Here is an 11826-nt window from a genome sequence, read left to right as displayed (position 1 = left end):
GCTCTAGGTATCACATCAGGACAGGTCCGAGTGCCGTTTCGGCCGTGCGACGCGGGTGGCACGGCGTTAGTGTCTGCGCCATGACAGATGAGTCCCTGCGCTCCGTCACCGTCGAGCGAACCTCCACCGGCCACTTCACCGCGACGAACGCGCGCGGTGGCACGATCAGCTTCGGCACCGGCGGGGACACCGCCTTCACCCCCGTGGAACTGCTGCTCGCCGCACTCGGTGGCTGCACCGCGGTCGACGTCGACATCGCGACAAGCCGACACGCGGAGCCCTCGGCCTTATCCATCGCGGCGACCGGCCACAAGGTCGAGGACGATCACGGCAACCGGCTGACCGACCTCGCGCTCGTCTTCTCCGTCGCCTTCCCGGACGGCGAGGGCGCGGAGCGCGCCCGAGCCATCCTCCCCAGGGCGGTCAAGACCTCCCATGACCGGCTCTGCACGGTCAGCCGCACGGTCGAGATCGGCACGCCGGTCACCGCGACCGTCGAGGAGGCCTGACCTGCCGACCACGGGGCCGGCCGCGTCAGGCGGGGGGACGCTGTACCCGCCGCGCGATACCCCGGGTCAGCTCCACATGATCGTCCTCGAGGTTCCACTTCCCTTTGCGGGAGGCGTGATTGCTCGCCCAGAACACCAGGGTCGCGTCGCGGCGGAACCGCGCGAGCGTCGCCAGCGACCAGTCGTTGCCGCCGTCGTGCCAGACGAACCGGTCGTCCACGGCGTCCACGACGACCCAGCCGTACCCGTAAGCACTGTCCAGTTCGGGTATCCGCACGTGCGGCGCGAACAGCTTGCGCTGCGCGGCGTCGGACAGGACGGTCCCGGCGGTGAGGGCGCGGTGCCAGCGGAACATGTCGCGGGCGGTGGAGAGCATCCCGCCGTTGCCGCGCAGATTCCAGTACGGCCCGTCGGGTGCCCACGGGTGGTCCATCGGCCGCCCCTGCGCGCGCCCGTCCTCGTCGTACTCGACGGCGACCTGTGCCCGCTTCCAGTCCGGCAGCACATACCCGGTGTGGGTCATTCCGGAGGGCCGGAACAGGTGCTGGGCGAGAAAGCGCTCGTAACTCTGCCCGGAGACCTTCTCGACGATCACGGCGAGGAGGCTGTAGCCGAGGTTGGAGTAGTGGAACTCCTTGCCGGCACCCGGTCGTAGCGGGGCCCTCATCGCCTGGGCCAGCAACTCCGCGCGGGAGAGCGGCTCGTAGTCGTCGCCGAGCGACTGGGGCAGGCCGGAGGTGTGGGTGAGGAGCTGATGCAGGGTGAGGGACTTCTTGTCCTCGGGGACGCGCCCGAGGTACCTGCCGACCGGGTCGCCGACCCGGAGCCGGCCGTCCATCTCCAGCTTCAGGATCGCCGCGGCTGTGAACTGCTTCGTGATCGACATGACGTCGTACACGGTGTCGCAGGTCGCGGGCGTCCTCGCGGCCTGGTCGGACAGGCCGCGTCCCGCGCAGTGCGTGAGCTCGCCCCCTCGGGCCGTGACGACGGTGATGCCAGGCCCCCCGGGCAGCGCCTCGTCGAGGTAGCGGTCGACGGCCGGGTCGACCGGGTCCGGCCGCGCCGACACCACCGGCTTCTTCTCACCTCCGGCTCCCGCACCGGCCACGGAATGGACGTCCGAGCACCCGATGAGAGTGAGGACGAGCAACAGCACGAGGGAACCGAGGCGACCCACGTAGACCTCCCACACAACGACGACAGATGTGAGGCCGAGGCTGACCGCCCCGTGCGAGCCCCTTCAACACAGGAGCTGTGCGAGGTTGTGCGAGTTCCTGTACGCGCAGGTCAGCGACGCCCACCGAACCGGAGGGACGCCCCTGTGACGCCACCGCCCGAGCCGAACCCCGCCGCCGGAGAGGCCGCGTTCATGGCCGAGTTGCGCCGCCTCAAGGCCTGGTCGGGCCTCAGCTACCGGGAGTTGGAGCGCGCGGCGGCCGCGGCGGGGGAGGTGCTGCCGTACTCGACCGCGGCGACCATGCTGCGGCGCGATCGCCTGCCCCGCGAAACCGTTCTCGTCGCCTTCGCCGTCGCGTGCGGTCTCGGCGCCGAGGAGATCCGGCGATGGGTGGCCGTTCGCCGGGAACTCGTGATGGGGCCCGCGCCCGCACCGGCCCCTCAACCGCCCACCCCGGTACGCCGATCGCGTCTGCGGCTCGCCCTGGTCGGAGCGGCGGCGGCCCTCACGGTCCTGGCCGGCGCGGGCGCGTCGGCGATCGGCGCGGTCTCCGAGCAGGAGGAGCAGACAGTGGAGGGCGCACGCCACCCGTGAAGATCCACCTCCGCCGCCCCCTTGCCTCAACACCGGGCGGGGGCGGGTGGCCTTCCGGCCAACTTCGGCTGACCTACCGCCGTACTCACCGTGGCTGATGGACAGTTGACGGCCTTCTGTGCGCAAACTTCCGCCCGCAGGATCTGCATGTCCTTGGCACCCGCGACGGTAAGGAAGCGCCCTGTGACGACGACGTATCGCACCGCACGAAGAGCGGCGGCCCTCGCCGCGCTGGCCACCTTGCTCGCCGTGTCCCCGGTCTCGGCGGCGAACCTGCCCACGGTGACCGCGAGAAGCGAGTCCGCCCCGCTGCACGACGACGAGGCCGGCGGCAACTCCGACGCCGACGACCCGGCGATCTGGCGCGACCCCGCAGACCCCGGGCGCAGCCTCGTCATGGCCACCGCGAAGGAAGGCGGCCTGCGCGTCTACGACTTGGACGCCCGCCTCGTGCAGTCGCTGCCGGCCCCGAAGCCGCCCGCCGAGGACGACGCCCCGGGCCGCTTCAACAACGTCGACGTCGTCTCCGGTCTGCGCACCTCGACCGGGCGCGCCGACGTCGCCGTGGTGAGCGACCGCGGCAACGACCGCCTGCGGATCTACCGCATCGACCCCTCCCGCCCCGGCGGCCCGCTCACCGACGTCACCGACCCGGCCGCCGCGCCCGTCTTCTCCGCCGACCAGGCCGAGATCAACGACCAGCGCACCGCCTATGGCCTGGCCACCTGGAAGGACGCGACCACGGGACGCTCGTACGCCCTGGTCAGCCGGCGCGAACGCACCCGCCTCGCCCTGCTCGAACTCGTCCCCACCACCGGCGGGACCATCGGCTACCGCCCGGTGCGCACCCTCGACCTGCCGTCCTCCTTCCGCCTGCCGAACGGCACTTCCTGGACTCCCTGCCTGGAACCCGGCGAACTCCCGCAGGTCGAGGGCATGGTCGTCGACCCCGCCACCGGCACGCTCTACGCCGGCCAGGAGGACGTGGGCATTTGGCGACTGCGCGCCGACCTCACCGGCAAGCCGGTCCTGGTGGACAAGGTCAAGGAGTACGGCGTTCCGGGGGCCTACGACGAGGAGAGCGAGGAGTGCACGCCGGGCGCCGACCCCGGATACGGCGGCAGCCATCTGGCGGCCGACGTCGAGGGGCTGACGCTCTATCAGGAGCGCGACGGCGACGGCTACCTGCTCGCCTCCAGCCAGGGTGACAACACCTTCGCCCTGTACGACCGCGAGGTGAGTGAGGACAACGAGTACGAGGGTGGCTTCCGGATCGGCGCGGCCTCGCCGACCCTCGACAGCGTGGAGGAGTGCGACGGAGCGGCCGTCCTCAACGCGCCCCTGGGCGACCGCTATCCGCGCGGCCTGCTCGTGGTCCAGGACGGCCGGGACACACCCGAGGTGCCCGACGGTGAGGGCGGCACGCGCACGGCGACCGGCTTCAAGTTCGTCGACCTCGGCACGGTCGTGGACGCCGCCGACATGTGATCCGCCGCGGCCGCCGGGTGGCAGTCCCGGTGGCGGGTGCTGACGTGACCGCCGCTGCGTGGGCGGCGGCGGTCCGTCATGGCCGGTCGGTGTGCCGGGGCTGGACCCGAGGAGGTGAGAGCCGCTACGCGGGGATCACGTGCAGGGCCAGGTTCGCGCCGTACTCGCCGGTCAGGGCGAACAGCCGGGTGCCGTCCGGGGACCAGATCAGGCCGTGCGGCCGCAGGGCCCGGCCGGTGTCGGGCTCCAGGTCGATGACCCGGGACGGTGTGTCGGCACCGGGCTGGAAGAAGTAGATGTCCTGGCCGTAGGAGTTGTCGATGCCCGCGGCGATCTCACCCGTCACGGATACCGCGGCCGCGTTCGGATAGGTGGTCGTGGGATAGGTGTGCGTCACGGAGAGGTCGCTCAGCCGGAACGCCAGGTGTTTGTACGGAAACCCCCCGACGATGAAGAGCGTGGTGGCATCGGGGGAGAAGGCGAGGTCGTTGATGGTGCCGATGTCGCCTGGGTTGTCCTGGGTCGTGCGGACGACGGGCTCGCCCGTGCTGACGTCGTAGACCGTCACGGTCGACGACGTCACGTACTGCTCGCCGGCGATCACCACTCCGGGCGCGGACGGTGAGGACAGCAGCATGGGCGGCCCCGCCCAGGTGCCCGAGGGCACCAGACCGAGCCGGACCGTCGGACGCGTACCGCTGAGGCGGAGGGAGCCGATGTTGCTGTCCCAGTCGGCTCCGTAGCTGAACCACAGGGTGTCGCCCGAGAGGGCCAGGCGCATCGGGGCGGTCCCGGCTCCGGTCGCGTAGCGGGCCTTCTCCCGGTAGGTGCCGGTGTCGATGGCGGCGATCGCGTCACCGCCGCGGAGCGCCACGTACAGCGTGCGTGAGTCGGGCGACAGCACGAGATCCGCCGCGCCCGGCTTGTTCTTGAGGGTCTTGACGAGTGTGCCGTCGAAGTCCGTCACGAGTATGGAACTCGTGACGATGTCGGCGATGTAGAGCCTGCGACGCACGGCGTCCACGGCCATGTCGGCGTGGTAGGAGATCGGTAGCGCGGTGGAGGTCGGGCTGGTCAGTGGCTTGGCAGCGGCAGGGGCGCTCGTGCCGAACAGCGGCAGCAGGAGCAGGACCAGTACACCGACGGCGGCTCGTAAGCCGGGTCTTCTCATCAGTTCGGCGTTCCTCGTCGATCGGGTGCCTGCGGAGGCAGGTGCACAGGAGTGGGACACGTGCGACGCATGCCCCTCCTGGTGGAGTCCATGCGCGTCACATCGAACAACTTTGCGATGCGGAAGCGGTGTTGACGCCTGGTGCCGGAGAGGGCGGCAGGCGGGTTTCCGCGGCCTGCTGTCGGAGGCACAGGGCCGCCGGCCCGCTCCCGTCATGCCCTACGGAGTGAGCCTCGCGGTGACCGGCACCGGGGCGGCCTGCCTGGACGAACTGCCGCACGCTCGACCGTAATTCGTTTGACCGGGCCGCGGGACCCGGCTGCACTGTGGCCAGGCGCCACCGGCCGTGGTGCCGGTATCCCGAGGAGGCGGCGGCAGCGATGGAGATCCGTTCCACGACCGACGAGGATCTCGACGTCTTCGTCGACACGCTCCACGCCGCGTTCGGGCGCTTCCCGGAAACTCCGGTCGACGGCGGGGGGTTGTGGTGGTCGGCGCTCGAGACGGACCGCTGCCTGCTCGCCCTGACGCCGGACGGGCGGCCCGTGGGCACCGCGGCCACGCACGCCTTCGAGCTCACGTTGCCCGGTGAGATCCTGGTCCCGGCCCCCGGGGTGACCGCCGTAGGAGTCCTGCCCTCGCACCGGCGGCAAGGCGTGCTGAGCGCGATGATGCGGCATCAGCTCGCCGAACTGCGGGCGGACGGGGAGTTCCTCTCCGTGCTGCTGGCCTCCGAGGCCACGATCTACGGCCGGTTCGGCTACGGACCGGCGACCTACACGCGGCGGCTCACGGTGCAGCGCCACCGGGGCGCGCTCGCCCTCCCCCGGGCGCGCGGAGCGGCAGGCGCGGACAGCGGCTCGGTCGAGGTGCTGCGCCGTGCCGAGTGCGGCGAGATCCTGGAAGAGGTCTACGACCGGTATCGCCGCGCCCAGCCCGGCGCGCTGTCGCGGCCGCACCGCTGGTGGGCCCTGCGCGCCGGGCAGCCGCCGATCTCTTCGGCACCGCGTTACATCGCCGTCCACCGGGACGGCTACGGCGTCCCGGACGGCTACGCCAGCTACTCGCTCGACGAGTCCGGCACCTTGACGGTCGACGAGACCATCACCAGCGACGACGATGTCTTCACGGCCCTGGCCCGCTTCGTGCTCGGCCACGACCTGGTCACCAAGGTTGTGTTCCAGCACATCCCGCGCCAGCACCCGCTGCGCCGGCAGCTGGCGGACTTCCGCGCTGGTGAGGTGAGCGGTGACATGGACTGGCTCTGGGTGCGACTGCTGGATATCCCCCGTGCGCTGACCGCGCGCGGCTGGTTCGCGGACGGGGAGATCGTCCTCGACGTCGTGGACCCCTTCCTCGGCGAGCACGGCCGCTACCTGCTGTCCGTCCGGGAGGGCGAGGCAGAGTGCGTTGCCACGGATCGGGAGCCGGATCTGTCTCTCGACGTGCGTGACCTGGGCTCTGTCTATCTCGGCGGCACCGCACCGAGCACACTCGTGCGCGCCGGACACGTCCGCGCCCACCACCCGGACGCGGCCGCCCTCGGTGACACGCTCTTCCGTACCGACCGTGCCCCGCACTGCCTGCACTGGTTCTGACCGAGCCTGCGTCGGGCGGCGAGGCGACCGATCACTCGCCTGGTCGAGGCATCCCGGGCTCTTCGAGCCTTCTGGAGGCAGGGCCGCCGGTCGTTTCCCCCCACCCTTCGTCAGGTGAAGTCCACCGAGCCAGGGCTGGTCGAGGGGAGAATCGGCGTCATGGTCATGGTGAAGGACGTCGATGCCCGCGGTGGACTGCACTGCGAGACAACCGCACTGGGCGTGCTCCTGCGCCACGAGGGGCTCGACCTCTCCGAACCCATGCTGTTCGGTCTCGGCTCCGGACTGTCCTTCGTCTACTGGGACAGCAAGGCCATGGACTTCCCCTTCCTCGGCGGCAGGGTCAAACCGTTCGAGCTCACCAGGAACCTGGCCACCTGTCTCGGGCTGGATCTCCTGGTCGAGGAGACCACCTCCGCGCGCAAGGCATGGCAGAACGTGGCGGCACTCCTCGACGCCGGTCGTCCCGTCGGTCTGCAACTCGACAGCTTCCACCTGGACTACTTCAGCACCAAGGTGCACTTCGGCGGCCACGTCGTGGCCATGTACGGCTATGACGAGCACGACGCCTACCTGGTGGACACCGAGGCGCAGGGCGGCGCCGTCCCGACCAGCCTGGAGTCCCTGGCCCGCGCCAGGGCCGAACGCGGCCCCATGACCGCCAGGCACCGCTCCTTCACCGTCACGGCGCCCAGCGGCCGGCCGGAGCCGCAGGACCGGATCATCCCCGCGATCAGGACCTGCGCGCACGCCTTCCTGAACCCGCCCATCGCGAACCTGGGCCATCGAGGCATCGAGAAGACCGCCGGACATGTGCCGAAGTGGCTGCGGCGGAGCGGTGATCCGAGGGAGGACCTGCCCAGGACGGCTCTGCTCATGGAGAGGGCCGGTACCGGCGGCGCCCTGTTCCGCAATCTCTACCGGGACTTCCTCGCCGAGTGCGCCCAGCTGATCGACAGCGGCAACCTGCGCACCGGTCACGCGCTGTACGCCGAGGCCGCCACCCTGTGGACACAGGTGGCCGCACTCCTCACGACGGCAGGGGAGTCCGGCGATCCCCAGGATCTCGCGCGGGCCGGAGACATGCTCCACGACCTCGCGCGCATCGAACGGGACGCGATGCGGGCGCTCAGCATGCTCTGACCGGGACCCTCACGTCCTGGCGTCGACCCGGGCGGCGGACGTCACTCCCACGACCGTCCACGCCGCCATGCCCCACAGCGAGAGCGCGCAGGTGAGGCCGACCACGAGGCGGACGGTCTCGTCGGGGCCGTCCATGAGCCAGACCGCGATGCCCGCCATGCCGGACGCGGTCAACAGGGCCGCGGGTATGCGCAGTCGGGGCTGCTCGAACACCACCGCCAGCGGCAGGAAGTGGAGCCCGACGACGACCGCGACCAGTGCGGGAACGAGCACCGGGACGCCCAACCGGCCACAGACCACGGCGATGACGATGATCAACAGCCATTGAACTCCGTTGATCTGGTTGAAGCTCCGACGCCGGCCCTCGGGGAGGGGGCCGCCCGCCGACGCGGGAAGGAGACGGCGAGCGGCAAGCATCAGCCCCACGGCGACGACACAGCCGGCCGCGACAAGTACCCACCGCTCCCACCCAGCGGACGCACTCGATCCCAGCAGCCACCATCCGAGCCCGAACAACGCGAGGAACCCCACCCCTGACTTGAACATGATCGAGACCCTAAACCGCACGGCGGGCCGCCGGTACAGGTATTCGCAACCTGCCAGGTCGTCGACTCGCGCGGGGCGCGCGGGATCTCGTCCCCGGAGGCGCAGTTGCCGAGCTCCCCGTCGAGGGAGCGCGGCCCGGGCAGGTCATGTCGTCAACCTGTCAAGGGATGTGACAGAAACCGGTCCGGAAAGATTTCAACTTCCGAAGGCTTGCCCAGACTTGGAACTCATCAGTTAAATCAAGACGTGAACTAAGCGTCGCAGCAGCGACCTTGGCGTACAGCCGTGTCCGTTGTCGACGCGTTCGTACCCTTTCCCGACGCACCCGCAGGGACCTCCATGAGACTCAGAGCCCTGGGTGTCGCGCTCGCCGCCACGGCAGCGCTGATCACCCTGCCCACGATCCCACCAACAGTGGCCGCGGCCGCCGACGCCAACCTGTCCCAGGGCAGAACGACGACGGCATCCTCGAACGAGAACGCGGGCACGCCCGCGGCCTACGCCGTGGACGGCGACACCGGCACCCGCTGGTCCTCGGCAGCCACCGACGACCAGTGGCTCCAGGTCGACCTCGGAACCAACGCCACCCTCAGCCAGGTCGTCGTCAACTGGGAGACGGCCTACGGCAAGGACTACAAGATCCAGACCTCGGCCGACGCCGGCACCTGGACCGACCTGCGCACGGTCACCGGGGGAGACGGCGGCACCGACACGCTGACCGTCTCCGGCCAGGGACGGTACGTACGGCTGCAGGGCGTGCACCGGGCTACCCAATGGGGTTACTCCGTCTGGGAGTTCCAGGTCTTCGGCACCACCGGCACCTCACAGCCCGGCACGTGCTCGACGGCCAACTCGGCCCGGGGCAAGACGGCTTCGGCGTCCTCGACGGAGAACGCCGGCACCCCGGCCTCCGCCGCCGTCGACGGAAACGACTCCACCCGCTGGTCCAGCCAGGCCTCCGACCCGCAGTGGCTGCGCGTGGACCTGGGCTCGTCCCAGGACATCTGCAAGGTCGACCTGAACTGGGAGGCCGCCTACGGCAAGGACTTCCAGATCCAGGCCTCCGCCGACGGCCAGAGCTGGAACACCCTCAAGACCGTCACCGGCGCCACCGGTGGCCGTGCCTCCTACGACGTCAGCGGCACGGGCCGCTATGTCCGCGTTCTCGGCACGGCTCGCGGCACCGTGTACGGCTACTCGCTCTGGGAGTTCGCCGTCCACACCACCTCCGGTGACACCAGCGGCCCGATCCAGGGCGGCGGCGACCTCGGCCCCAACGTGATCGTCGTCGACCCCGCCACGCCCAACCTCCAGCAGAAGTTCGACCAGGTCTTCGCCCAGCAGGAGTCCGCACAGTTCGGCTCCGGGCGCTACCAGTTCCTGCTCAAGCCGGGCACCTACAACGGCATCAACGCCCAACTCGGCTTCTACACCTCGATCTCCGGGCTCGGCCTGAACCCCGACGACACCCAGATCAACGGTGACATCACCGTCGACGCGGGCTGGTTCAACGGCAACGCCACGCAGAACTTCTGGCGTTCGGCGGAGAACCTGGCCATCACGCCGTCCAACGGCACGGACCGCTGGGCCGTCGCGCAGGCCGCGCCGTTCCGCCGCATCCACGTCAAGGGCGGCCTCAACCTCGCCCCCAACGGCTACGGATGGGCCTCCGGCGGGTATATCGCCGACTCCAAGATCGACGGCACCGTCGGTCCGTACTCGCAGCAGCAGTGGTACACCCGCGACAGCTCCGTGGGCGGCTGGACCAACGGTGTGTGGAACATGACCTTCACCGGAGTCCAGGGCGCCCCGGCGACCAACTTCGACACCGGGCCGTACACCAGGCTGGACACCACCCCCGTCTCCCGCGAGAAGCCGTTCCTCTACCTCGACGGCAACGACTACAAGGTGTTCGTCCCCGCCAAGCGCACCAACGCCCGCGGGGTGTCCTGGCCGGCCAACGCCGGAACCTCGCTCCCGCTCAGCCAGTTCTACGTCGTCAAGCCCGGTGCGACGGCCGCCACCATCAACGCGGCACTGGCCCAGGGCCTGAACCTGCTGTTCACACCCGGCGTGTACCACCTGAACCAGACGATCAACGTCACCCGCGCCGACACCGTGGTGCTCGGCCTGGGCCTCGCGACCATCGTGCCCGACGGGGGTATCGACGCCCTGCACGTCGCGGACGTCGACGGCGTCAAGCTGGCCGGCTTCCTCATCGACGCCGGCGCCGCCCGGTCCGACACCCTGCTCCAGATCGGCCCCGCCGGAGCGTCCGCGGACCACTCCGCCAACCCCACCACGATGCAGGACGTGTTCATCCGCATCGGCGGCGCCGGACCCGGCCTGGCGACGGACTCCGTCGTGGTCAACAGCGACGACGTCGTCATCGACCACACCTGGATCTGGCGAGCCGACCACGGCGAGGGCGTCGGCTGGGAGACCAACCGGGCCGACTACGGGCTGCGCGTCAACGGCGACGACGTCCTGGCCACCGGTCTGTTCGTGGAGCACTTCAACAAGTACGACGTCGTCTGGAACGGTGAGCGCGGGCGCACGATCTTCTTCCAGAACGAGAAGGCCTACGACGCGCCCAACGCCGCCGCCATCACCCACGACGGCATCGTCGGCTGGGCGGCGTACAAGGTCGCCGACACCGTCGCCGTCCACGAGGCGTGGGGACTCGGCAGCTACTGCAACTACACCTCCGACCCCTCGATCGTGCAGCACCACGGTTTCCAGGTCCCGGTCAAGCCGGGCGTCAAGATGCACAACCTCCAGGTCATCTCCCTGGGTGGCAAGGGCCAGTACGCCCATGTCATCAACGACACCGGCGCCCCGACCTCGGGGACGGACACCGTGCCGTCGAAGGTGACCTCGTTCCCGTGATCCACGGGAGAGACGGCGCCTGACGCCGTCGACCGGCCGCCGGGGCCACCCTGAACCAACGGCCCCGCGGTCGACAGGGCGCCCGCGGGCGGTGAGATGCACGTCCGAGCATCTCACCGCCCGCTGCCGGGCCGTTGCCGGACGAACGGACCGGGCCCAAGTGAGGTAGCTCTAGGATGACTTGCCCGGTGTGACCGAGGGTCCTAGTTGGCGGGTGACGTTCCCATTGGTGCAGGTCGCTGAGAGGTGGAGGGAACTGGTTGGCGGATCTTGAGGGCGATACTTGGCGGGCCGTTATCCGCCCTAGTCACGGTGCGTGACTGACAGTGGTGACCATTTGCCGCGGTCCGTGATGGTGGGGGAGGCATAGTCGCCCTTCGGTAGTCCCCCCTGGTCACGGGCGGCGAAGAGGACCAGCAGCACTTGGACGGGGACAAGAACTGCTTTCAGCGGCGGGATCTCCTCGGCAAAGTTGACCGCGACCTCCGCCTCGGCCGTTTCATCGAGCCTCGGCAGCGCCTGTGGTTAGACAGCAGGGGTACTCGACGAAGCGGTAGATGGCGGCCGATACGAGCAAGGTCGTGGCCAGAGCCAAGCTGATCGGCGCCACGTACCAGCCCCCGCTCCACACGTGAAACAGGACCGCCAGGATCGTGAAGTGCACCAGGTAGAAGGCGTACGACCACTTCCCGAGCCGGATGAGGGCGGGCT

Annotated in this window: 9 protein-coding genes and 1 pseudogene; 6 read left to right on the top strand and 4 right to left on the bottom strand. The window is 70.0% G+C overall.

What is annotated here, in order from left to right; translation table 11 throughout:
* The first annotated feature begins 80 nt into the window (after window positions 1-80).
* The gene (locus tag ACZ56U_RS09425; RefSeq protein ID WP_469083430.1) at window positions 81-509 is read left to right on the top strand and encodes an OsmC family protein; all 429 of its coding nucleotides are present in this window, start codon (window positions 81-83) and stop codon (window positions 507-509) included.
* A 25-nt stretch (window positions 510-534) separates the two neighbouring features.
* Here the strand turns inward: ACZ56U_RS09425 and ACZ56U_RS09420 are convergent, their stop codons facing one another.
* Window positions 535-1686: a serine hydrolase domain-containing protein gene (locus ACZ56U_RS09420; protein WP_469083429.1), complete on the bottom strand. Its 1152-nt coding sequence runs from the start codon at window positions 1684-1686 to the stop codon at window positions 535-537.
* A 144-nt stretch (window positions 1687-1830) separates the two neighbouring features.
* Here ACZ56U_RS09420 and ACZ56U_RS09415 point away from each other — a divergent pair, with 144 nt between their 5' ends.
* Complete coding sequence (locus tag ACZ56U_RS09415; protein ID WP_469083428.1) at window positions 1831-2280, top strand: hypothetical protein; 450 nt, start codon at window positions 1831-1833, stop codon at window positions 2278-2280.
* A 183-nt stretch (window positions 2281-2463) separates the two neighbouring features.
* Window positions 2464-3768: a phytase gene (locus tag ACZ56U_RS09410; RefSeq protein ID WP_469083427.1), complete on the top strand. Its 1305-nt coding sequence runs from the start codon at window positions 2464-2466 to the stop codon at window positions 3766-3768.
* Window positions 3769-3892: 124 nt separating this feature from the next.
* Here the strand turns inward: ACZ56U_RS09410 and ACZ56U_RS09405 are convergent, their stop codons facing one another.
* Window positions 3893-4939 (bottom strand): hypothetical protein, encoded by a 1047-nt coding sequence (locus ACZ56U_RS09405; protein WP_469083426.1) that lies wholly within the window; start codon window positions 4937-4939, stop codon window positions 3893-3895.
* 380 nt (window positions 4940-5319) lie between these two features.
* On the opposite strand from ACZ56U_RS09405, the gene ACZ56U_RS09400 reads away from it, so the two are divergent.
* On the top strand, window positions 5320-6537 hold the full coding sequence (locus ACZ56U_RS09400) for a GNAT family N-acetyltransferase (RefSeq protein ID WP_469083425.1): 1218 nt from the start codon (window positions 5320-5322) through the stop codon (window positions 6535-6537).
* A 159-nt stretch (window positions 6538-6696) separates the two neighbouring features.
* Entirely contained in the window at window positions 6697-7680 is a 984-nt protein-coding gene (locus ACZ56U_RS09395; RefSeq protein WP_469083860.1) for a BtrH N-terminal domain-containing protein, read from the top strand.
* Window positions 7681-7689: 9 nt separating this feature from the next.
* Here ACZ56U_RS09395 and ACZ56U_RS09390 read toward each other — a convergent pair whose 3' ends face one another.
* Window positions 7690-8226, bottom strand: a complete 537-nt coding sequence (locus ACZ56U_RS09390) for a hypothetical protein (protein ID WP_469083424.1) — start codon at window positions 8224-8226, stop codon at window positions 7690-7692.
* Between the two features lie 339 nt (window positions 8227-8565).
* Here ACZ56U_RS09390 and ACZ56U_RS09385 point away from each other — a divergent pair, with 339 nt between their 5' ends.
* Window positions 8566-11115 (top strand): discoidin domain-containing protein, encoded by a 2550-nt coding sequence (locus ACZ56U_RS09385; protein ID WP_469083423.1) that lies wholly within the window; start codon window positions 8566-8568, stop codon window positions 11113-11115.
* Between the two features lie 499 nt (window positions 11116-11614).
* Here the strand turns inward: ACZ56U_RS09385 and ACZ56U_RS09380 are convergent.
* Window positions 11615-11826 (bottom strand): annotated as a pseudogene (locus ACZ56U_RS09380) (hypothetical protein); the annotation flags it as partial.

The sequence above is a fragment of the Streptomyces sp. NPDC034103 genome, assembly GCF_055575395.1.
The sequence above is the reverse complement of the archived record's forward strand: the minus strand, read 5'-3'. Positions and strand labels throughout refer to the sequence as shown.

Excerpts from the sequence above, each read along its gene's own strand:
- ACZ56U_RS09425 (WP_469083430.1), top strand. The coding sequence starts at position 81 with ATGACAGATGAGTCCCTGCGCTCCGTCACCGTCGAGCGAACCTCCACC.
- ACZ56U_RS09385 (WP_469083423.1), top strand. The coding sequence starts at position 8,566 with ATGAGACTCAGAGCCCTGGGTGTCGCGCTCGCCGCCACGGCAGCGCTG.
- ACZ56U_RS09400 (WP_469083425.1), top strand. The coding sequence starts at position 5,320 with ATGGAGATCCGTTCCACGACCGACGAGGATCTCGACGTCTTCGTCGAC.
- ACZ56U_RS09390 (WP_469083424.1), bottom strand. The coding sequence starts at position 8,226 with ATGTTCAAGTCAGGGGTGGGGTTCCTCGCGTTGTTCGGGCTCGGATGG.
- ACZ56U_RS09405 (WP_469083426.1), bottom strand. The coding sequence starts at position 4,939 with ATGAGAAGACCCGGCTTACGAGCCGCCGTCGGTGTACTGGTCCTGCTC.
- ACZ56U_RS09395 (WP_469083860.1), top strand. The coding sequence starts at position 6,697 with ATGGTCATGGTGAAGGACGTCGATGCCCGCGGTGGACTGCACTGCGAG.